The organism is Nonomuraea sp. NPDC049419 (assembly GCF_040676995.1).
Classification (GTDB): domain Bacteria; phylum Actinomycetota; class Actinomycetes; order Streptosporangiales; family Streptosporangiaceae; genus Nonomuraea; species Nonomuraea salmonea.
On the sequence record NZ_JBFAQB010000005.1, the window covers coordinates 221,073 to 243,349 of the forward strand.

The 22,277-nt window shown below is 71.5% G+C and carries 17 protein-coding genes; 4 read left to right on the top strand and 13 right to left on the bottom strand.

Translation table 11 applies throughout. The features are described 5' to 3' along the window. Nucleotide 1: 1 nt before the first annotated feature. From AB0K12_RS18260 to AB0K12_RS18290, 7 genes are all read right to left on the bottom strand, one after another. Entirely contained in the window at nucleotides 2-862 is an 861-nt protein-coding gene (locus AB0K12_RS18260; protein ID WP_364369820.1) for a carbohydrate ABC transporter permease, read from the bottom strand. Beyond that, complete coding sequence (locus tag AB0K12_RS18265; RefSeq protein ID WP_364561985.1) at nucleotides 859-1,740, bottom strand: sugar ABC transporter permease; 882 nt, start codon at nucleotides 1,738-1,740, stop codon at nucleotides 859-861. The genes AB0K12_RS18260 and AB0K12_RS18265 overlap by 4 nt, the downstream gene beginning before the upstream one ends. A gap of 72 nt (nucleotides 1,741-1,812) precedes the next feature. Next, on the bottom strand, nucleotides 1,813-3,108 hold the full coding sequence (locus AB0K12_RS18270) for an ABC transporter substrate-binding protein (RefSeq protein ID WP_364369814.1): 1,296 nt from the start codon (nucleotides 3,106-3,108) through the stop codon (nucleotides 1,813-1,815). A 129-nt stretch (nucleotides 3,109-3,237) separates the two neighbouring features. Beyond that, nucleotides 3,238-4,014, bottom strand: coding sequence for an AMP-binding protein (locus AB0K12_RS18275; protein WP_364561989.1), 777 nt, complete (start codon nucleotides 4,012-4,014; stop codon nucleotides 3,238-3,240). A gap of 349 nt (nucleotides 4,015-4,363) precedes the next feature. Further along, nucleotides 4,364-6,739 carry a LuxR C-terminal-related transcriptional regulator gene (locus AB0K12_RS18280; RefSeq protein ID WP_364561991.1) on the bottom strand — a complete coding sequence of 792 codons (2,376 nt, stop codon included), beginning with the start codon at nucleotides 6,737-6,739 and terminating at the stop codon, nucleotides 4,364-4,366. 68 nt (nucleotides 6,740-6,807) lie between these two features. Beyond that, entirely contained in the window at nucleotides 6,808-8,235 is a 1,428-nt protein-coding gene (locus tag AB0K12_RS18285; RefSeq protein ID WP_364561994.1) for a penicillin-binding transpeptidase domain-containing protein, read from the bottom strand. 36 nt (nucleotides 8,236-8,271) lie between these two features. After that, entirely contained in the window at nucleotides 8,272-8,631 is a 360-nt protein-coding gene (locus AB0K12_RS18290; protein WP_364369802.1) for a MerR family transcriptional regulator, read from the bottom strand. A 93-nt stretch (nucleotides 8,632-8,724) separates the two neighbouring features. Between AB0K12_RS18290 and AB0K12_RS18295 the strand changes: the two genes are divergently transcribed. Then, nucleotides 8,725-9,648, top strand: coding sequence for an aldo/keto reductase (locus AB0K12_RS18295; RefSeq protein ID WP_364561997.1), 924 nt, complete (start codon nucleotides 8,725-8,727; stop codon nucleotides 9,646-9,648). Between the two features lies 1 nt (nucleotide 9,649). Here AB0K12_RS18295 and AB0K12_RS18300 read toward each other — a convergent pair whose 3' ends face one another. After that, complete coding sequence (locus AB0K12_RS18300) at nucleotides 9,650-10,291, bottom strand: TetR/AcrR family transcriptional regulator (protein WP_364562000.1); 642 nt, start codon at nucleotides 10,289-10,291, stop codon at nucleotides 9,650-9,652. 92 nt (nucleotides 10,292-10,383) lie between these two features. Here AB0K12_RS18300 and AB0K12_RS18305 point away from each other — a divergent pair, with 92 nt between their 5' ends. Further along, nucleotides 10,384-11,697, top strand: a complete 1,314-nt coding sequence (locus AB0K12_RS18305; protein WP_364562002.1) for a GH1 family beta-glucosidase — start codon at nucleotides 10,384-10,386, stop codon at nucleotides 11,695-11,697. Here the strand turns inward: AB0K12_RS18305 and AB0K12_RS18310 are convergent. Then, nucleotides 11,679-12,575 (bottom strand): hypothetical protein, encoded by an 897-nt coding sequence (locus AB0K12_RS18310; protein WP_364562005.1) that lies wholly within the window; start codon nucleotides 12,573-12,575, stop codon nucleotides 11,679-11,681. The genes AB0K12_RS18305 and AB0K12_RS18310 overlap by 19 nt on opposite strands. Nucleotides 12,576-12,778: 203 nt before the next feature. On the opposite strand from AB0K12_RS18310, the gene AB0K12_RS18315 reads away from it, so the two are divergent. Both AB0K12_RS18315 and AB0K12_RS18320 read left to right on the top strand, forming a co-directional pair. Then, nucleotides 12,779-15,808 (top strand): M14 family zinc carboxypeptidase, encoded by a 3,030-nt coding sequence (locus AB0K12_RS18315; protein WP_364562008.1) that lies wholly within the window; start codon nucleotides 12,779-12,781, stop codon nucleotides 15,806-15,808. Nucleotides 15,809-15,930: 122 nt separating this feature from the next. After that, nucleotides 15,931-17,364: an aldehyde dehydrogenase gene (locus AB0K12_RS18320; RefSeq protein ID WP_364562010.1), complete on the top strand. Its 1,434-nt coding sequence runs from the start codon at nucleotides 15,931-15,933 to the stop codon at nucleotides 17,362-17,364. A gap of 292 nt (nucleotides 17,365-17,656) precedes the next feature. On the opposite strand, the gene AB0K12_RS18325 is transcribed toward AB0K12_RS18320, so the two are convergent. The 4 genes from AB0K12_RS18325 to AB0K12_RS18340 form a co-directional block, all read right to left on the bottom strand. After that, the gene (locus tag AB0K12_RS18325) at nucleotides 17,657-18,421 is read right to left on the bottom strand and encodes an alpha/beta fold hydrolase (RefSeq protein ID WP_364562012.1); all 765 of its coding nucleotides are present in this window, start codon (nucleotides 18,419-18,421) and stop codon (nucleotides 17,657-17,659) included. Between the two features lie 49 nt (nucleotides 18,422-18,470). Beyond that, on the bottom strand, nucleotides 18,471-18,836 hold the full coding sequence (locus AB0K12_RS18330) for an AMP-binding protein (protein ID WP_345389116.1): 366 nt from the start codon (nucleotides 18,834-18,836) through the stop codon (nucleotides 18,471-18,473). Between the two features lie 78 nt (nucleotides 18,837-18,914). Then, on the bottom strand, nucleotides 18,915-21,329 hold the full coding sequence (locus AB0K12_RS18335) for a LuxR C-terminal-related transcriptional regulator (protein ID WP_364562016.1): 2,415 nt from the start codon (nucleotides 21,327-21,329) through the stop codon (nucleotides 18,915-18,917). 52 nt (nucleotides 21,330-21,381) lie between these two features. Continuing rightward, the gene (locus AB0K12_RS18340) at nucleotides 21,382-22,125 is read right to left on the bottom strand and encodes an AMP-binding protein (protein ID WP_364562018.1); all 744 of its coding nucleotides are present in this window, start codon (nucleotides 22,123-22,125) and stop codon (nucleotides 21,382-21,384) included. Nucleotides 22,126-22,277 lie beyond the last annotated feature (152 nt).

Here is a 22,277-nt window from a genome sequence, read left to right on the forward strand (position 1 = left end):
GCTAACCCTTGAGTGCGCCCGCCATGAGCCCGCGCATGAAGAACCGGCCGAGCAGCACGTAGATCAGCATCGTCGGGATCGACGCCAGGATGGCGGCGGCCATCTGCTGGCTGTACGGGGTGGCCTGCGCGCCCGCGATGTTGTTCAGCATCACGGTCGTGGGCCAGCTCGTCGGCCCGGTGAGGAACACCGCGAACAGGAAGTCGTTCCACATCGAGGTGAACTGCCAGATGATCACCACGGCGATGGCGGGCCCCGACACCGGCAGGATGACCGACCAGTACGCCCGCAGCATGCCGGCCCCGTCCACCCGTGACGCCTCGATCAGCTCGTCGGGGATCGTCACGTAGTAGTTGCGGAAGATCAGCGTGCAGATCGGGATGCCGTACACGACGTGCGCCAGCACCAGGCCGGGGATGCCGCCGTAGAAGACGCCCTGGAGCCCGGTGAGGTCGTTCAGCCCGACGAGGAGCTGCACGAGCGGGATCATCACGCCCTGGTAGGGGATGAACATGCCGAACAGGAACAGCGTGAACAGCACGTCGGCCCCGGGGAAGCGCCATTTGGACAGCACGTAGCCGTTCATGGAGCCGAGCGCGCACGACAGCAGCGACCCGGGCACCGCGAGCAGCACGCTGTTCCACAGGCCGGGGGCCAGCTTCTCCCAGGCCACCCGCCATGCCTCGGTCGTCCACGTCTGCGGCAGGTTCCACGCCTGCCCGGGGTCGGCCTCGGTGAGCGGCTTGAAGCTGGTGACCAGCAGCACGTAGATCGGGATGAGGAAGATCAGGACGAACAGGATCAGCACGACGAGCCGCGCGTACTGGAAGCCCGTCGCCCTGCGCCCGGCCACCGCCGTCATGAACGCCTCTCCTTACGCACCGACCAGATCAGGTACGGGATCACGAAGATCGCCACGCTGAGCACGATGTAGGACGCGATCGTGGCCCCCTTGGCCGGGTCGTGCGAGTCGAACACCGCGACCCACATGAACACCGCGGGCACGTCCGTGATGATCTGCTTGCCGGACACCGCCACGATCAGGTCGAAGACCTTGAGCGAGATGTGCCCGAGGATGATCAGCGCCGAGAGCGTGACCGGCCTGAGCATGGGGAGCACCACATGCCGGTAGACGCCCCACTCGTTGCAGCCGTCCACGCGGGCGGCCTCGCGCAGCTCCTCGGGGACGCCGCGGAACCCGGCCAGGAAAAGCGCCATGATATATCCGGACATCTGCCAGATTGCTGGCAGCGCCATCGCGGCCATCCCCCAGTCGGGGTCACGGAACCACTGCCACTGCGGCAGCCCGATCCAGTCGAACAGCCGGTTCAGACCGACCGCCCGCTCCCCCGTCCCGGAGTTCATCAGCCACCGCCACACGATGCCGGTCGCGACGAACGAGATCGCCATCGGGAACAGGTAGATCGCGCGGAACGTGCCCTCGCCCCTGATCCCCTTCTCTATCAGGAACGCCAGGAGCCAGCCGAGCAGCAGCGCCCCCAGCACGAAGACGATCGTGAAGACGATCGCGTGGTTCACGGAAAGGTGCCAGCGGGGCTGGTCCCAGATGTCCACGAAGTTCTGCAGCCCCACGAACTTCCCCTCGGACACCTCATCGTGCTTGTCGGTCATCGCCAGGCGGAAGTTCCAGCCCAGCATGCCGTACACGAAGACGCCGATCAGGATGATCGACGGTGTCACGAGGAGGAGCCCGGGCAGCCACGAGCGTGCCCGCCTCACAAGAATGACCTCCCACGGGTGCGGCGGGCCCGCGATCCGGGCCCGCCGCGCCGCGCCGTTGTCGAGCGGTTGTTACTGCGCGTTGGCCGTGGCCGCGTCGGCCAGCGCCTGCTGCAGCGCCTTGACGTCCTTGGTGCCGATGAACAGGCCGACCGCCTCGTTGATCGCGGCCAGCCAGGGCTGGTTCACCGCCACGCCGTGCTGGATGGAGCCGGCGAGCTTGTTGCTCGACCAGTCCTTCAGCGCGTCCGCCAGGTAGTCGGTGTAGAGCGACTGGTCGGCGTCCTTGCGGGCGGGGATGGAGCCCTTCTTCGGGTTGAAGGCGTCCTGGCCCTCCTTGCTGGCGGCCACCTTCAGCCACGCCGTGGCGCCCTCGCGGTTCTTCGCGCCCTTGGGGAGGGTGAAGCTGTCGGACAGCCACAGGTACGTGCCCTCGGTGCCGGGCGACGGCGCCCAGTCGAAGTCCGTCTTCGACGTCTTGCCGAGGCCGCCCTCCGGCGGGTTGTGGAAGTAGCCGTAGGCCCAGTCGCCCATGATGTTGAACGCCGCCTCGCCGTCGGCCACCTGCTTGGCGGCCGGCTGCCAGTCGTCCTGCGGGTCGCCCGCGTACTCCATGATCTTGGCGAAGCTCTGCAGGGCGGTCGTCACCTGCGGGCTGTTCCAGTCGGCGCCCGGCTTGAACAGCGCGTTGTAGGCGTCGGCGCCGAGCGTGCCGAGCAGCACGCTCTCCAGCAGGTGGGTGACCGTCCACTCCGACCCGATGGACAGCGGGATCTTGCCCTTGGCCTTGACCTTCTCCAGCGCCGCGACGAACTCCTCGATCGTCTTGGGCGCGCCCGCGACGCCGGCCTCCTTCAGCACGGCCGGGTTGAACCACAGGACGTTCGAGCGGTGGATGTTCACCGGCACGGAGTAGATCTTGCCGTCGACGCTGATCTGCTCCACGAGCTGCTCGGGGAAGACGTCCTTCAGCTTCAGCTCGTCGTAGAGCGGCGTCAGGTCCTCCAGGTTGCCGGCCTTGATGTAGCCCTGCAGCTCGGCGCCCGCGTGACCCTGGAACGTGTCGGGCGGGGTGCTGGCCTGGAGTTTCGACTGCAGCAGCGCCTTGGCCTTGTCGCCGGAGCCGCCCGCCACCGCGGCGTCGAAGAAGGTGTAGTTCGGGTTCTTCTCCTCGAAGATCTTCTTCATCGCCTGCAGGCCGTCGGCCTCACCCGGCCCTGTCCACCAGGAGAAGACCTCAACCTGCTGTTTCCCGCCGCCTTCCGCCGCGGGTGTCTGCGCCGTCTGTCCGCCGCCGTCGCCTCCGCAGGCCGCCAGACCCAGCACGCTGACCATCGTGATCGATACGGCTGCTAACCACCGTCGCATGCCCACACCATCCCTTCGATCCCCCCGAAGGTTTGACACTTGACAACGTTGTCAACGTGTGGCTATCAACCCACTTCGTACCGCGTCGCGTCAAGGGATGGGCGGTAACAGCTCCGCATATTCGGGCCGTCAGGCGACGCGCTCCAGCGTGCCGCCGGGGCCCGCGAGCACGGTGACGCCGAAGTCGTGCCGGGTGCCCGCCAGGTCACCGCCGCCCGCCGCCACCACCACCAGAGCGCCCTTCGACACGCCCAGCGACACCAGGGCGAGCAGGTCGCAGCCGCCGTCGGGCCGCCACGTGGTCAGCACCACGTCCGACTCGTCCAGGCGGATGCGGGCATCGAGCTCCGCCATCCGGGCCAGCAGCTCCGCGTGGGACAGGCGGCGGCCGTCGGCCAGCAGCAGCGCGGGCTGGCTCGCCGCGTCGAGCGCGGGCAGCGCGGTCGGCTCCAGCGTGAGCAGGCAGCGGAAGTCGATCGTGTCGAGCGCGCGGCCCAGTGAGTAGATTTGGCGCACCCGCGACTGCTCGGCCGCCTGGATCGCCGACTCGGCCAGGTCGGGCGTGGTGATCAGGGCGCGGGCGTCACACTCGCGCAACCGCTCGGCCAGCTCGTACGCCCCCGCCTCCGCCTCGACGGGCGCCGCCACCCCGCCCGCGGCCACCACGGTGTGCACCGCCAGCGTCTGCGCCCCCGCCGTGGAGACATGTACGCCCACCACCTGATCACGCCGGGCGCCCCTGCGCACGAGCCCCGAGGCGGCCCTGGTCACCTCGGTCACCAGCCGCCGGTAGCCGTAGACGTGACCGCCCCGCAGATCGACCAGCGCGGGCCGGTCGCCACGCTCGTAGGCCCGGCGGAACACTTCGTGGATCACGCTGCCGGTGACCGGGGCGGTGGGTCTCATGCCCGCCAACGTACGGCGGCCTCAGGCGGGCGAGCATCCACCGATCTATGTAGGCGGATGTGCATTCGGCGATGGGGAGAAACGTGGGGGCGGGCCCGAGCCCTGCGCGACCCGGGCCCGCTGTCACGCGCCCGGGGCCCGGCCCCCACCCCTCCGAGAAGGCCGCTCCCCGTGCGGGCGCGTGACGTCATCGACCGAACGGCTGCGCGGCTCCCCGCTGGGATGAGACGGGGATCGCGCGGCACGGCCGATCACACGAAGAACGGTAGGCGTGCACAATGCCCCCGCACATGCGCTGACATGGCCATTCGACGATGTAAGCCGACGGGCGCCGGGATGTGTAGAGACGTCACCGGCTGCCGATCACCCATGCGGCGATCTGTGTACGTGTGGAGAAGCCCAGCTTCGCGAGCATGTTGGCGACGTGCCTGGCGACGGTCGCCGGGCTGATCACCAGCTCCTCCGCGATCGCCCTGTTGCTCAGCCCGCGCGCGACCAGCTCGGCGATCTCCCGCTCCCTGGCCGTGAGCCTGCTGTCGCGGCTCACCGGCATGACGGGACGGGCCGTCGGCTCGGGCAGCTCGCCGTCGAGCGCGCAGGCCACCGCCTGCTCGGCCGTCATGGCGGCGCCCTCGGCCCACAGCACGCCGACCACGGCCTCGCCCAGCCGGTCTCGGGCCGGTCGCAGCACGTCCTCGGTACGCGCGTCCGGCTGCCGCCCGCCCAGCGTCACCGCGGCCGCCGCCAGCAGCACCGCCCGCCGGTGGTCGCCCTCCGCCGCCACCAGCACCGCCCACGCCTCCAGCCGCCGCGCGACGCCCGCGCGCAGGCCGGCGTCGCGGCTGAGCGTCAGCGCCTCCGTCAGCCTGGCCCGCGCCTCGGTCAGGTCGCCCTCGTCCAGCGCCACCCTGCCGAGGCCGGCCAGGCAGCTCACGATGTGCTGGCGGGCGTCGATGTGGCGCAGCAGGCGCAGCCCCGCGTCGTAGTGCCGCCTGGCCGCCGCGAGGTCGCCGGAGCGCCGCGCCACCTGGGCCAGGCCGATGTGCGCCAGGCTCTGCCCGTAGTGGTTGTCCAGCTCCTCGTGGACGCTCAGCACGTCGTGGAAGTCCCGCCTGGCCTCCTTCAGGCGCCCGTGGTGCAGCCCTGACCGCGCTCTGACGGCCTTGGCCAGCGACTCCAGCACCAGGTCGCCCGAGCGCCCGGTCAGCTCCAGGGCGCGATCCAGCAGGGCCTGGTCGCCGGTGAGCTGGGACAGCACGATCGCCCCTATCGTCTCGCCGTACTCGTCGCCGGCCGCCATGCACTGCTCGTGACCCGCCTGTACGTACCGCAGCGCCGGCCCGACGTCGCCCGCCGCCAGCGCCAGCTCGCCGCGCAGGATCGTGGCCTGGCCGCGCAGCGCCTCCGGCACCTGTACGTCGCCGAGGGCGAGCAGCCGGTCGAGCCGCTCGGCCATGTCGAGCTTCCTGCCGCTGCCGATGAGCAGGTAGCGGGTGTCGGCCAGCAGGGAGAGCGCCGTCCGCGCCGCGCCGGTGGCGATCGACCAGTCGCAGGCCGCGCCCACCTCCGCCTTGAGACCGTCGAACAGGTTGATGAAGCGCTCGACCACCGGCCACGACGTGCGTACGCCCGGGGCCAGCGCGCGCTTGAACCGCTCCCCCAGCCTCGCCAGCGCCGCCAGGTGCCGCCCGCGCAGCTCGGCCTCCTCGCCCGACTCGGCCAGCTGCTCCAGCGCGTACTCGCGGACGGTCTCCAGCAGGCGGTAGCGGGCCTGCCCGGCGATCTCACCGTCGAGGACGACCAGCGACTTGTCCACCAGGTCGCACAGCCGGGGCAGCACCTCCTCCTCTGTCAGCCCCGGGCCCGCGCAGACCCACTCGGCCAGGTCGAGGGTCCAGGACGAGCGGAAGACGGCGGTCCTGCGCAGCAGCAGGCGCTCCTGGGGGCTGAGCAGCCGGTAGCTCCAGTCGACCGCCGCCCTGAGCGTGCGGTGGCGGGCAGGGGCCGTACGCGCGCCGCCCGCCAGCAGTTTGAACCGGTCGTCGAGGCGCTCGACGAGCTGGCGTACGGACAGGACCCTGACCATGGCGGCGGCCAGCTCGATCGCCAGCGGCAGCCCGTCGAGCGCCCGGCACAGCTCCTCGGCCAGCGGCCTGGTCTCGCCGGTCAGCTCGAACTCCGGCCGCGCCGCCGTCGCCCTCGTCACGAACAGCCGCACCGCCTCGCTCTCACCGTCGTCCGGCCTGCCGACGGACAGCGGCGGCACCCGCCACACGGTCTCGCCAGGGACGCGCAGCGGCTCACGGCTGGTGGCCAGCACGGTCAGCCCCTTGCAGGCGCTCAGCAGGTCCCTGCACAGCTCCGCGCACTCCCCGATCACCGGCTCGCAGTTGTCGAGCAGCAGGAGGAGCCGGCGGTCGCCGATCGTCTCCGCGAGGTCACCGGCGATCCCGAGCGCCGCCGCCACCTGCCCGCGCAGCTCCCCCTTGTCGAGATCGGCCAGCTCGACCAGGCAGACGCCCCCGGATCGCGTCGCCGGATGAGCGGTGCCCAGGCGGGAGGCCAGCCGCAACGCCAGCCGCGTCTTCCCGATCCCTCCCGCCCCGCACAGGGTCACGCACCGGGAGACACCGAGCAGATGGACGAGCTCGTCGAGATCGGACTCCCGGCCCACGAAAGGATTGGGCTCGGCCGGCAGGTTGCTGGGGTCGGCGGTTCGCAGCATCACTGTGAGTGTGACACCAACTACGTTTCGCGCCCAGAGCCCCGCCCACCCCAGAGCGGACGCCGCGGTCAGGAGAGGGCGGCCTGGATGATCGAGCGCGCGATCGTGGTGACGGCGGCGGCCCGGGCACCGGGGCGTTCCAGGACGACGCCCACTGCGACCTCCGGGGCGCCGGCCGGGGCGAAGGCTGTGACCAGCGCGTGGTCCTCCGTCAGGGGGACGCTCGTCATCGCCACGCGGACGCCGGGGGCCGCCGAGCGGGTGCCGCCGCGGCGGGGGGTGGTCGCCATCATGGCCGCGAGGTAGCGGGCCAGCGCCGGGGACATCACCGTCCGGTACGGCGCGGGCGCCGCCCGGCTCACCACCGACCGGTCGGGGAGCCGGACGTCCTCCACCAGGTACGGCCGCATCAGCACCCCGTCGTTGGCCACCGCCGCCGACAGCATGGCCACCATGAGCGGCGTGACCAGGTTCTCGTGCCGCCCGATGGCCGCGAGCGCGGTCTGCGACCGGTCGGTGGTGACCGGGTAGCGGCTGCCGGTCGCGGCGAGCGGGATCCGCAGCACGCCCGCGTTGAAGCCGAACGCCTCCGCCTGGTCCCGCAGCAGGTCGTGCCCCAGCCGCAGCCCGATGCCCGCGAAGGCGGTGTCGCAGGGTGCCTGGAAGGCGTACACGAGCGTCGGGTGGGCGGAGCCGCAGCCGGTGTCGCGGACGTACGCGGACGAGCCGGGCAGCCGCAGCCGCGGCGGCGCGTCCACCAGGGCCGTCGGCGTGTACTCGCCGGAGGCCAGCGCCGCCGCCGCGGTCACCAGCTTGAACGTGGCCCCGGGCGGATAGAGCCGGTTGAGCGCCCGGTTGAGCAGCGGCCGATCGGGCGACTCGCGCAGCCGCCGCGAGGTCAGCGCGAGCCTGAGCCGGTCGAAGGTGGCCAGCGCGTTGGGGTCGTACGTCGGGTGGCTGGCCAGCGCCAGCACCGCGCCGGTCGCCGGATGGATGGCGACCGCCGCGCCGGGCACCCCTGCGGCGGCGAGTCCGTCGTGGGCGGCTCGCTGCACGCGGTCCCTGATCGTCAGCCGGACGTGGGCGCCCGCCTCGCTGCCCGCGCTGACCAGCGAGCGCACCTTGACCCTGGGGTCGTCGCCGGTCAGCACGGCCTCCTGGGCCTGCTCGATGCCGGTCGCCCGGCGCAGCGACACGTGCCCCGTGACGGCCGCGTACCGCTCGCCGAAGGGGTAGACCCGCTGGTAGCGGTAGGGGCCGCCGGTGGTGGGGCGGCTGGTGGCGATGGCGGTGCCGTCGTAGGTGCGGATGTCGCCGCGCGGGTGGGCGTACCTGAGGATCAGCGTGCGCTCGTTCCTGGGGTCGGCGTCGAGCGCGCGCGAGCCGAACGCCTGCACCAGCGTGATGTGCGCGAGCAGCACGAACAGCATCACCGCGCACAGCATGGCCACGCGGGCCAGGGGCACGTTGATCCACCTCGCCCTCGAACCGGCCATGGTTCGAGGTGTACCAACCGCCCCGCAAAGCGGGAGCTAGAGGACGCTGCGGTAGTAGGAAATCTTGTGGTGGATGTAGCGCTGGCGCTCGACGAGGTTGCCGATCTGCGCCTGCACCGTGCGGTCGTGCTCCTCCAGCAGCTCGATGCGCTCGGGGATGGTGTGGTCGCCGGCGCGGACGAGCTCGGCGAAGCGCAGCATCGTGGCGATGGGCATGCCGGTGTCGCGCAGGCACCGGAGCATGCCGAGCCAGCCGATGTCCTCTTCGCTGAACCTGCGCTGGCCCGCCGCGTTGCGATCGACGCGTTCGAGCAGGCCGATCTTCTCGTAGTAGCGGAGGGTGTCGATGCTGAAGCCGGTCTCTTCGACGACCTCCGCGGGGGTGTACACGCTCACGGGTATCAGGATCCCACCTGGAGTGCACTCCAGGTCAACCGGATAAGGGCGTTGTTGACATGGAGTGCGCTCCAGCTTCCACAGTCATGGGCCATGGACATCGCATTGGGCACCATTCCGTTCGGCACGTCCGTCGGCATGGACGAGACCTTCGCCATCCTCGACCGTTACCACGAGGCCGGCGGCACCAGGATCGACACGGCCAACAACTACCCGTTCTGGGTGGAGGGCTGCTCGGGCGACGAGAGCGAGCTGGCCGTCGGCGCGTGGCTGGCCGCGCGCGGCACCCGCGACGAGATGGTGATCAGCACGAAGGTGGGGGCGCGGCCGACCGTGCCGGGCGACGTGACGCTCGACTCGGCCGAGGGCCTGACGGCCGAGGTGATCGCCAAGGGGGTGGAGGGCAGCCTGCAGCGCCTCGGGACGGACCGGATCGACGTGTACTGGGCGCACGTGGACGACAGGGACACGCCGCTGGAGGAGACGCTGGGGGCGTTCGACGCGGTCGTACGGGCCGGGAAGGCGCGGGCGATCGGGGCCAGCAACATGGCCGCCTGGCGGCTAGAGCGGGCCAGGAACGTCTCGGCGGGGCACGGCTGGACGCCGTACTCGTATCTGCAGCTCCGCCACACCTACCTGCGGCCGCGGCCGGGCTCCAGGCCGGCCGAGTCCGGTCACCGGCTGGTGAACGACGACACGCTCGACTACCTGGCCGCCGAGCCCGGGATCACGTTGTGGGCGTACAACACGCTGATGTTCGGGGCGTACACGCGGGAGGACCGGCCGATCCCCGACATTTACCACCACCCCGGCACGACGCGGCGGCTGGCCGCGCTGCGCGAGGTGGCGGGTGAGCTGGGCGCCACCCCGAACCAGGTGGTGCTGGCCTGGCTGATCGGCGGCGGCGTGGTGCCCATCGTCGGGGTCTCCACGATGGAGCAGCTGGAGGAGGCGATCGGCGGGGCGCGCCTGACGCTGGACGCGGAGCTGCGCGCCCGCCTGGACGCCATCTGCTAGCTCATGAGGGCAGGTGGTCGGTGAGGTAGCGGCGGACGAGCTGCTTGCACTCGGCGATCAGGCCGGGGTCGCCGGCCGGGTCGGCTCTGAAGGCCAGCTTGAGCACCGCGTCGGTGGCCTCGACGGCGACGAGCAGGGCCCGGTCGAGCCCCGGGCCCGCGGGGGCGTGGAGGAGGCCGAGCATCAGGTCGCGCAGGCGCTCGGCCACCACGACGCCGTTCTCCTGAGTCTCGTCGAGCGCCCGCTTGCTGCCCCCGACGGCAGGCCCGCCCGGGGTGAGCAGCACCTCGCCGAAGTCGACGACCCCGAACCCGGGCGTGGTGCGTTTCATGTCCACGAACACGTCGATGGCGAGGTCGACGAGGTCGGTCCAGTGGCCTGGGCCGGTCTCCTGGATGCGCTGGACGACGCGCTGGAGGAACGCCTCCAGGTTGCGCCGCGCCAGCGCGCGCACCAGGCCCTGCTTGTCGTGGAAGAACTGGTAGAAGGTGCCGATCGGCACCTCGGCGCGGCGGGCGACCTCCTTGGTGGTCAGCGCGTCGTAGCCGACCTCGTCGAGCAGCAACGCGCACTCGTCGAGCATGCGTTCCACGCGCTCGACGCTCCGGCGCTGGGCGGGGCGGCGGCGCAAGGTACTGGTCATGTCCCCATCCTGACGTATTCCGGTGAGGCCGAGTCAGGATCTCCGGCCTCAGATAACATGAGCCCCACTCGGGTAGCAGTGGAGGCCCAGGGATGTTTCTGTGGGGTACGGCCACGGCGGCCTACCAGATCGAGGGCGCGACCGGCGAGGACGGCAGGGGCCCCTCCATCTGGGACACCTTCGCCCGCGAGCCGGGCCGCACCCGCGACGGGCACACCGGCGACGTGGCCTGCGACCACTACCACCGCTGGCGCGAGGACGTCGCGCTCATGGCGGACCTCGGCGTCAACGCCTACCGCTTCTCGATCGCCTGGCCGCGCGTGCTGCCCGACGGCGGGGGCGCGGTCAACGGGCGCGGCCTCGACTTCTACGACCGCCTGGTGGACGCGCTGCTGGCGGCGGGCGTGCAGCCGGTGCCGACGCTGTTCCACTGGGACCTGCCGCAGGCGCTGGAGGACCGCGGCGGCTGGCTGAACCGCGACGTCGCGGAGCTGTTCGCCGACTACGCCGGCGTCGCCGCCGCCCGCCTCGCCGACCGGGTGCCGCTGTGGATCACGCTCAACGAGCCGTTCGTGCACATGGCCTTCGGGTACGCCATGGGCCTGCACGCCCCCGGCCGCGCCCTGATGACCGGTGCCCTGCCGGCCGCGCACCACCAGCTGCTCGCCCACGGCCGCGCGGTGGCGGCGCTCAGGGCGGCCGGCGCGCGCCAGGTGGCGCTGACCAACAACTGCACCCCTGTCTGGCCCGCCTCCGAACGGGAGCAGGACGTACGGGCCGCCGAGGCGTACGACATCCTGCACAACCGCCTGTTCACCGATCCGGTGCTGACCGGCGCCTACCCCGACCTTTCGGCCTACACCGGCGACCTCGGCTTCGTCAGGGACGGCGACCTGGAGACCGTCTCGGCCCCCATCGACGCACTGGGCGTCAACTACTACAACCCCACCCGCATCGCCGCCCCCACGGACGAGGGCCTGCCGTTCACCGACGCCGGCATCACCGGCCACCCCACGACCGCCTTCGGCTGGCCGGTCGTCCCCGACGGCCTGCGCGAGCTGCTCACCGGCCTGAAGTCACGCTACGGCGCCGCGCTCCCGCCGATCCTCGTGACCGAGAACGGCTGCTCGCAGCCCGACGTCCCCGGCGCGGACGGCACGATCGACGACGCCGGCCGGATCGCCTTCCTCGACGGTCACATCGCCGCGCTGCGCCGGGCCATGGACGAGGGCGTGGACGTGCGCGGCTACTTCGTCTGGTCGCTGCTCGACAACTTCGAGTGGGCCGAGGGCTACCACCAGCGCTTCGGCCTCGTGCATGTGGACTACGCGACGCAGCGGCGCACGCCGAAGCGCTCGTACCACTGGTACCGGGACTTCCTGAAGGCTCAGAACACCGACACGTGAACGTGGTCGTAGTGGTTGGCCGTCACGCCACCGCGGTTGGACATCGGGTCCCAGCCGCCGCCTGAGCGGATGTCGTAGTAGCGCTGCTTCCAGATGATGTACATGACGCCGATGCGGGCGCCGTTCTTGATCAGCCAGGCGGCCAGCGCGTCGCCGTTGGCCGCGTCGGAGCCGACGGCCATGGTGCCGCCTCTGGACATCATGAAGTCGCAGGCCCGGCCCTTGCCGTGCTCGCCGGGGTCACCGGGGCGCAGGCAGCCGACGCCGTACTTCATGGGGAAGTTGGCCATGATCTCCGCGCGGACCTGGATCATGCGCTGGGTCAGGCCCTCGGCGCCGCCGGGCTGCTGGAAGCCGTACTTGGCGAGCAGCTTCTCGATGTCGGTGCGCTTGGCCTGGAGCCGCTTGATCTCCTTGGCCAGTTTCTCGACCTTCTTGTTGGCGTTGAGCTTGGCCTGCTTGGACTTCTCGATGAGCTTCTTGATGCTCTCGACGCGCCTGGCCCGCTCGTTGGCCATGTACGCCATGTTCGCCGCCTGCCCGAGCACCTTGTACGGGTCGCCGGACGGCGTGAGGAGCTGCATGCCGTCGAGCGGCCCGACCATGTAGGAGGTCTGGGCGATCCTGCTGACCTCCTCCTGGGCGGCCTTGAGCTGGGCCTGCAGGGTGCCGGACGTGGCGCTGGCGCGCTTCACCTGGAGCTTGATGTCCTCCAGGCTCTGGAGCTGGCCGCGGTAGAGCTTTTCGAGCTGGCCCGCCTGCTTGGTGAGCCTGCGCAGCTCGGCGGGTGAGGGATCGGCTGCGGCGGAAGGCGGGGTGGGGAGTCCGAGCAGCCCGGCGAGCACGGCGACGAGAACGGCGAGCCGCCAGATTCTCACACCCGTCCCCTCCCCTCATAGACGGACCGAAACTATAGAAGATGATCTTGATTCCTGTCATCCGAACGACCGAACTGCTGCACCTTTGATGGGGTTTTCTGGCTTTTGTCCGACTTAAGCCCGACCTAAAAGTTGGGCCTTCCCGGGACCGCTCCAAAGGTCTGAGATGGCGATCGATTCCCGTCTCTGCGAAGGGGCAGACCGTGTCTCGATTACTGAAGCTCACCGCGGCCGTCACCCTCGGCCTGGGCACGTCCGTCGTGGTGGTCACACCGCCCGCGCACGCGGCCGTGGCCCCCCTGCCGCCCCGCGACCGCATCGAGCTGTACGAGCTCGACAGCCCGCCGGGCACCGCGCAGCAGCTCAGAGAGAAGGGCTTCGACGTCGTCCAGCAGGAGAACGCGGACGGCAAGGAGCACATCGAGCTGACCGCCGACCGTACGGACCTGGACGCCCTGGCCAAGCTCGGCCACCGCCCCGAGCCCGTGCGCAACGCTCAGGGCCAGACCCAGCTGGAGGCCGCGCGGGCGCAGGCCGCCGGCGGCCACGCCGTGTTCCGTTCCTACTCCGAGCGCGGCGGCATCGCCGACCAGCTCAGGGCCATCGCCCATGCCCACAAGGACGTCGTCAAGGTCCAGTCGATCGGCAAGACCCTGCGCGGCCAGGACATCCTCGCCGCCAAGGTCACCACGGGAGCCCGATTGCTGCCCGACGGCCTCAAGCCCTCGACGCTCTACTCGGCCACCCAGCACGCCCGCGAGTGGATCGCGACCGAGGTCGACATGCGGCTGCTCAAGTACGTGGTCGCGAACAAGTCGAAGCTGCGCGACCTGCTCAACAAGGTCGAGCTGTGGTTCGTCCCCGTCGCCAACCCCGACGGCTACGACTTCACCTTCACCGAGGGCAACCGCCTGTGGCGCAAGAACCTGCGCGACGTGAACGGCGACGGCCGGATCACGACGGGCGACGGCGTCGACCCCAACCGCAACTTCCCGACGAACTTCCACTACGACGAGGAGGGCTCGTCGAGCATCCCGAGCAGCGAGACCTACCGCGGCGCCGGCCCGGCCAGCGAGCCCGAGACCAGAGCCATGGACGGCCTGCTGCGCCGGGTCGGGTTCGAGACGCAGCTCAACTACCACTCCTACGGGCCGCTGCTGCTCTACCCGAGCGGCTTCCAGATCGCCACGGAGACCGCGGACAACCCCATCTACGAGGCGCTGACCGGCGACGACACCCGGCCGGCCGTCCCCGGCTTCGACCCCGACCTGGGCGCCGAGCTCTACACCACCAACGGCGACACCAACGACCACGCCCACGCCACGTACGGGACGCTGTCGTGGACGCCCGAGCTGAACGAGGGCTGCGACGGCTGCGGCTTCGTCTTCCCCGACGACGAGGCGCTGGTGCAGGCCGAGTTCGAGAAGAACCTGCCGTTCGCGCTCGACGTGGCGAAGTCGGCGGTCGACCCGGTCGAGCCGGTCAGCCACCTGGGCAACAGGACGCCCGACTTCGTGCTCGACCCGTTCGAGGTCAGCCACGGCAGGAACCAGGTCGTCCAGGTCAACGCCAAGCGCAAGCTCGGCCCCGTCTTCCTCAACTACCAGGTCAACGGCGGCCGGACGAAGACCACCGGGACCAAGGAGTGGAAGGGCGGCGAGCGGTACGGCAAGGGCTACGACCGCTACTACCACCGCCTGCGCGGCACGATCACCGGCACCGAGCCGGGCGACAAGGTGAAGGTCTGGTTCACCTCGATCGGCAGGAAGAGCGGCGGCTTCACCTACACGGTCGCCTCCGACATCGGCGGCAAGGTGCTGGTGCTCGCCGCCGAGGACGTCACCGGCCCCAGCCCCGCCCAGGAGGGCACCGAGGCCAAGTACGCCGGCGTCTACACCGCCGCGCTCAAGGCCGCCGGCTACAGCACCGACGTGTACGACATGGACAAGACGGGCCGCAAGGCCCCGCACCCGCTCGGCGTGCTCAGCCACTACAAGGCGGTGGTCTGGGAGACCGGCGACGACATCATCCCGAGGTCGGAGGGCCAGGTGCCGGGCACCACGTCGAAGGCCGGCGTGGACACCGAGCTGGCCGTGCGCGACTACCTCAACGAGGGCGGCAAGCTGCTGCACGCCGGGAAGTACCCGTCGTACGCGGCCAACTTCAACGGCTCCTACTACTACGAGCCGGACCAGCCGGGCAACCCCGAGTGCACGGTGCCCGACGACCCGCCCTGCATCCCGGTGTTCAACGACTTCCAGCAGTACTGGCTGGGCGCGTACGTGTTCTTCGACGACGCGGGCACCGACCAGGCGACCGGGCAGCCGTACCCGCTGACCGGGGTGGGCGGCGCGTTCGACGGCTTCAACGCCACGCTGGAGCAGACCCACACCAACTCGTTCGTGGCCACCTCGGCGGTGCTGCCCGCCGCGCGGTTCCCCAGGTTCGCCAGTTCGGCCCCGGTGAAGTGGGGCAGGCCAGGTGGTCCGTTCGACCCGCACACCGGCTCCTGGGACGTCTACAGCGGCATCGCGGACGTCTCCTGGAAGCGGCTGACCAAGACGATCGACCTCACCGGCAGGACCAGTGGTGAGCTGTCGTTCTGGACGTCGTACGACACCGAGTTCCACTGGGACTTCCTGACCGTCGAGGCCAGGACGGCGGGCGGCGACGACTGGACCACGCTGCCGGACGCCAACGGCCACACCACCCAGGAGGCCGGCGACAGCTGCCTGGTCGAGAACAGCGGCGGCTGGCGCACGATCCACCCGTTCACGCAGCGCTACCAGGGCGTGGACTGCGAGCCGACCGGCAGCTCGGGCGCCTGGCACGCGGCGTCGGGCAACTCGGCGGGCTGGCAGCAGTGGCGCGTGGACCTGACCCCGTACGCGGGCAGGCAGGTCGAGGTGTCGATCTCGTACATCAGCGACTGGGCCACCCAGGGGGCGGGCGTCTTCCTCGACGACGTCACGGTCTCCCTGGACGGCGCGGCGGACGGGACGACCTCGTTCGAGAGCGACCTCGGCGGCTGGGCCGTGGGCGCGCCGCCCGAGGGCACCTCGCCGTCGATCAACAACTGGTTCCGTACGGACCAGGTCTTCGAGGAGGGCGGCGGCATCACCACCGAGGACACCGTCTACCTCGGCTTCGGCGTGGAGAGCGTGACCGATCAGGCGGCGCGTACGGACCTGCTCAAGAGGTCCATGCGGCACCTGCTCGGCCCCTCGCGCTAGAACCCTTCGAGGGGTGCGGCCCTGCGCCGCACCCCTCTTGCGTGCACGGACAGAACATGGTTCGGTCACCTTGAGGCACACCTGGAGCAAGCAAGCATTCGGTCAAGCAGGAGGTCCACGTCATGCGCCAGCACGACACGCTGTTCATCGGGGGCGAATGGGTGGCCCCAGCGGGCACCGGGACGATCGACGTCATCTCCCCCCACACCGAGGAGGTCGTCGGCCGGGTGCCCGACGGCACCCCCCAGGACATGGACCGCGCCGTCGCCGCCGCCCGCGAGGCGTTCGACCACGGGCCGTGGCCGCGCATGACGTTCGCCGAGCGGGCCGAGGTGATCGGCCGGCTGGCCGCGATCTACAACGAGCGGCAGGGCGAGATGGCCCAGCTCATCACCGAGGAGATGGGCTCGCCGATCACCTTCTCCAACCTCGCCCAGGCGCCGCAGCCGCTCGGCATGCTGCAGTTCTACGCCGAGTTGGGCAAGACGTTCGAGCAGGAGGAGCAGCGGCCCGGCATCTTCGGGCCGATCACCGTGCGCAGGGAGCCCGTCGGCGTCGTGGCGGCCGTGGTGCCGTGGAACGTGCCCCAGTTCGTCACCATGACCAAGGTCGCGCCCGCGCTGCTCGCCGGATGCACGATCGTGCTCAAGCCCGCGCCCGAGACGCCGCTCGACGCGTACCTGCTGGCCGAGTGGGCGGCCGAGGCGGGCGTGCCGGCCGGCGTGCTCAACATCGTGGCGGCCGGCCGCGAGGCCGGCGAGCACCTCGTCTCGCACCCCGGCGTGGACAAGGTCGCCTTCACCGGCTCCACCGCCGCGGGCCGGCGCATCGCCGCCATCTGCGGCGAGCAGCTCAAGCGGGTCAGCCTGGAGCTGGGCGGCAAGTCCGCCGCGATCATCCTCGACGACGCCGACCTGAACGCCAGCATGGGCTTCCTGTCGATGGCCTCGCTGATGAACAACGGGCAGGCGTGCGTGGCCCAGACCCGCATCCTCGCCTCCCGGCAGCGCTACGACGAGGTCGTGGACGCCATCGCCGGCATGGTCACCTCGCAGCCCGTCGGCGACCCCGCCGACCCCGCCACCGGCATCGGCCCGCTCGTCGCCAAGCGGCAGCAGGACCGCGTCGAGGGCTACATCAGGGTCGGCATGGAGGAGGGCGCCAAGGTCGTCGTCGGCGGGCTCGACCGGCCGCGCGACAAGGGCTGGTACGTCTCCCCCACCGTCTTCGCCGGCGTCTCCAACGACATGCGGATCGCCAGGGAGGAGATCTTCGGGCCGGTGCTCGCGGTCATCCCGTACGAGGACGAGGCGGACGCCGTACGCATCGCCAACGACAGCGACTACGGCCTGGCCGGCACGGTGTGGACGGCCGACTCCGAGCACGGCATGGAGGTGGCCCGCCAGGTGCGTACGGGGACGTACGGGGTGAACTGCTTCATGCTGGAGACCAACGCCCCCTTCGGCGGCTACAAGGCCAGCGGCATCGGCCGCGAGCTGGGCCCCGAGGGGCTCAACGGCTACCTGGAGTACAAGACGATCGCCCGCCTGGGCTGAGGCCGTGCCCGAGAGTGGCCTCCCCCTGCGCATCACCAGGCGGCCGGCGGAGGCGTGCGGCTGAGGCCGTGCCTGAGCCTGAGAGGGGCCTCCCCCCCGGAGACCCCTCTCAGGCGGACCTAGCGCGCCCCCGCGACGCTAGGTCCCGCCGGCGGCGGAGCACCATGCGTGACGCGACCGCTACGGACCGACCACAGCAGTATGTCCCACGGCAAGCGCAACGACGCTTTGCTCCCCCGGAGACTTTCTCCCGGCGGTTTCCATCCGTACGCCGCAGGATGACGGGTATTACTCAGGAAGGGTGAGTTGTCAGCCACTTGCCGATCCGGCGGATGAGATCGGGGGTCGCCGCCGACTCCGCGTGCCCGAAGCCGGGCTCCACCCACAGCTCCTTCGGCTCCTTGGCGCCCGCGTACAGCTGATGGGCGTGATCCAGCGGGAAGAAGTGGTCGGCGTCGCCGTGCACGATCAGCAGCGGCACCGGCGAGATGAGCCCGGCCGCCTCGTGCGGCGGCATCGGGATCGGGTCCCACTGCCCGCGCGCGATGCGGGTGCGCTTGGCCACCCTGGCCGCCCACCGGCCGACCGGCTGCTCGATCGCCCAGTGCACCTGCCGCATCGGCCGGGTGCCCCGGTAGTACCAGCGGGCCGGGCCGCTCACCGCGACCACCGCGTCCACGCCGCCGCGCAGCCCCGCGTGCCGCACGGCCACTGCCGCGCCCATGGAGAAGCCCACCACCGCGACCCGCCGGTAGCCGATCACCCTGGCGTGCCTGACCGCCGCCTCCACGTCGAGGACCTCCAGGTCGCCGACCGTGGTCTCGCCGCCCGAGCGGCCGTGGCCCCTGAAGTCGAAGGCCACCACGCCGCCGTAGCGGCTCAGCACGTGGACGATGCGGCGGGCGCTGCGCTCCCGCCACGAGCCGGTGAAGCCGTGCGCCACGACGATGCCGAGATCGGTGCCGGCGCTCGAACCGGTCGAGGGGGTGTGCGCGGCGTCGATGCGGACGCCGTCCTCGGTTCTGAGCATGACGGGGAAGCTGGGCGCGAACGGCATGACACGAGCTTAGATTCGCCGTCCCCCGGTCCTCGCGCGACCCTCCAGCTCAGGGGTGCCGCGGCACCAGATCGGCCATGCTCACCACGATCCGCACCCGCGACTCCTCGGCCGCGTCGAGCGCCTCGCGGACGTTGGAGATCATCACCCGGGCACCGCTGTCCAGGATGCGCCGGCGCAGCTCGGCCGCGTCGAGATGGGCGGGCAGCGGCCACACCACGCCGCCCGCGGCGATCACCGCATCGGTCGCCACCAGCAGGTCGGGCCCGACCGGCAGGCAGATGAGCACGGTGTCACCCGCGCGCACCCCGCTGCGCCGCAGCTGGACGGCCGCGACCGCGGACCGCTCGTCCAGCTGCTCCTCGGTGAGCTTCAGGCCGGTGCCGGAATCCACCATCACGATGCGCTCATCCATGGGGAACACCGTAAGGAGGGTGACCTGTGCACACATGGGGCGGAATATGCAGATCCTTATGCAGAAGCGGCCGCTCACTCACTGGGCGGACCTGGGCTGTTCCGCCGCCCACACCGCGATCTGCGCGCGCGAGGTGTAGCCCAGTTTCTCCATGATGTTGGCGATGTGGCGGGCCACCGTGGCCGGGCTGATCACCAGCTCCTCGGCGATCGCCCGGTTGGACAGGCCCCGGGTGAGCAGGCCGGCGATCTCCCGCTCGCGGGCGGTCAGCAGCGAGCGCCTGACCGGCTCGGCCGGCGCGAGCGCCGCCGCCGGTGGCCGCGCGCCCTCCAGCACGTGGCGCGCCGCGTCATACGGGCGCGTCGCCCTCCCCCGTGACCACAACGCGGTGGTGCGGCCCTCGCCCAGCTTCGTCCTCGCCCGGCCGAGCAGCTCCTCGATCCTCCTCGTGGCCGCGTGCTGGCCGATCGACTCGCGCAGGACGGCCGCCGCCGCTGCCGCCAGCACCGCGCCCTCGAGGTCGCCCTCGCACTCGGCCAGCACCGACAGCCCCACCAGGCAGCGCGCCACCCCCTGGCGCTGCCCGGTCGCCCGGCCCAGGGCGAGACTGGCGGCCAGCCGCTCGCGGGCCACGCCGAACTCGTGCAGCAGCGCCGCCACCCGGCCGATCCTGGCCAGGCAGCGCGCCAGCTCCAGGTCGCCGCCCAGCTCGCGCAGCCACGGCACGGCCCGCTCGTACTGCTTCTTGGCGGTCACCAGGTCGCCCCTGGCCTCGGCCACGGAGCCGAGCTGGGCGGCGGTGCGCGCCATGATCCAGCGGTGGCCGTGCTCGCGCGCCCGCGCCAGCGCGTCCTCGCCGAGCCGCTGCGCCTCGCGCAGCCGGCCGCGGACCAGCGCCACCGCCGACAGCCCCGCGAGGCCCGCCGCCTGGTTCCAGGTGTCGCCCGAGCCGACGGCCAGCGCCAGGCCCTCCTCCGCGTGGTGCAGCGCCTCCTCGGCCCGGCCCATGCGCAGCAGCACCACGACCATGAGGCTGTGCATGACACAGCGCGGGAACACCTGGTCGGGAGGCAGCCCGGCCAGGCTGCGCCCGGCCATCTCCAGTGACCTGCTCAGCTCGTCGCGCGCTTCGAGACCATAGGCGAGGTACGCCTGCGAGTGGGCGACCTCCTCGGCCGGCACGTCACCGGGGTCGAGCGAGAGCAGCCGCTCGACCCAGCCGACGATCTCCGTCACGTTGCCGCCCAGCGGCAGCAGGCCCGTGCTCGTGCGGCACAGCCGCAGCCCCATGACCACGTTGCCGGACTCGGCGGCCCAGTCGAGCGCCAGCCGCTGGTCGTCCATCAGGCCGCGGCTCGCCCTGGCCGCCGCCAGCCGGCGCGACCACGGCTGCCTGGGCTCCACCATCTCGACGGCGAAGTGGCGCTCCATCAGGTCGCAGAGCACGTGCAGGTGCCGCTCGCGCAGCGCGCCGCGCTCGCCCGCCCGGTCGAGGCGTTCGAGCGCGTACCGCTTGATGGTCTCCAGCATCCAGTAGCGGCCGCGGGCGCCGTCGCAGAGCACCAGCGACTTGTCCACCAGGCCGCCGAGCAGGTCGAGGATCTCGTCGGCCGCGATGGGCGGCGCCGCGCACACCCGCTCGGCCAGCTCCAGGTCGAAGTCGCCGGCGAACACCGACAGCCGCCGCAGCAGCACCTGCTCCCCGGGCGAGAGCAGGTCGTAGCTCCACTCGACGGTCGCGAGCAGCGTGCGCTGCCGGGCGGGGGCCGTGCGCCCGCCGGTGGTCAGCAGCGAGAAGCGGTCGTCGAGGCGGCCCGCGATGCGGGCGGGGCTCAGCACGGTCGTACGGGCCGCGGCCAGCTCGATCGCCAGCGGCAGCCCGTCGAGCGCCCGGCACAGGCGCACCACGTCGGGCAGGCTCTCGGGCCCCAGCCGGGTGCCGGCCGCCGCCGCCCGGTCGAGGAACAGCCGCACGGACTCGGCGTCGGCCGTGGTCTCCTCCGGCACGTCGAGCGGCGGCACCCGCCAGATCAGCTCGCTGGCGATGCGCAGCGGCTCTCTGCTGGTGGCCAGCACGCGCAGCGACGGGCAGGCCGACACCAGCGCCGCCGCGACCTGCGCCGACCTGTCGACGAGGTGCTCGCAGTTGTCGAGCAGCAGCAGGCAGCGCTGGTCGCGCAGCCGGGCGGTGACGGTGTCGAGCAGCGGGGCGCCCTGCTCCTCCGCCACGCCGAGCACCTGGGCGACCTCCCGCTCGACCAGCTCGGGCCGGGCGATCCTGGCCAGCTCGACCAGCCAGACACCACCGGGAAAGGACGGCACGAGCCCGGCCGCGACCCGCAGGGCCAGCCGGGTCTTGCCGATGCCGCCCACCCCGCACAGCGTCACCACGCGCGTCTCGCCGATCAGCTCGCGCAGGTCGTCGAGGTCACGCTCGCGTCCGACGAACCGGTTGGGCTCGACCGGCAGGTTGTGCCGGGGGGAATCTGGCATGTGCTCACCCTGCGTCGCGGAAGGATCACACTCTCGCACAGTGTCGCACTTTTCACAGGCCAAGCGAACTGACGACCGCCCTTTCGTCGACGACCCGCAGGGTGGGGTCGCCCAGCAGCCTCCTGGCCAGGTCGTAAGGGGCGACGACCACCGTGGCCCGCCGCTCCTGCGCCAGCACCCGGCAGCCCACCAGGCTCGGCTCGTGGGCCACCACGACGTGGGCGCCCGCCGTCATCGCTAAATCGATCGTGCGCAGGCCGCGGAACGGCTCGCTGACCGCGCTGATCAGCAGGTCGTCCTTGCCGACGACCAGGCGGGTGGCGAGCCTGCGCAGGTCGGTCGCCAACTCGGCGTTGTCGAGCAGCCGGGTGCCGTCGAGCGTGAGCGCGGGCCCGGCCAGCGGGCCGAACTCGACCGCCGCCGGCCCCACCAGCTCGCTGAAGGGCCGGGCGCCCGCGACGGGACGGAAGGAGAAGACGAGGTCGGCCTTGACCGCGGCCGGGTCGTAGCGGTCGTAGGTGATCGAGATGCGCGACTCGCCGTGGCTGCCGAGCACGGCGATGCCGCCCGCCCAGGCCACCGCGTGCACCGCCACCGGCAGGGCCGCGCCCAGCGGGACGTCGACGAGCACCCGCTCGCCGTAACGCAGCCCCTGCGCCTGCAGCCCGGCCGCCGCTCTGGTCACCCGTCTGGCGAAGGCCGCGTAGGACAGCACCTCGCCGGTCCTGACGTCGCTCACCGCCGGCTGATCGCCCTGCATCGGTGCCGCCGCCATCACGAGCTCTGTCCAGGTCATGCCGCCAATCTAGGGATCCGGGCCGCACTTGCCATGCGCAGGATTGTGCAGGCCGCTATGTAGTCGCGAGCCGTCGCGGAGGTTCCCGGCTCGCGCCTGCCAGCCGAGGGGATCAACTAGACTTATGAGGTCGCGACTTCGCGCGGCCGCCC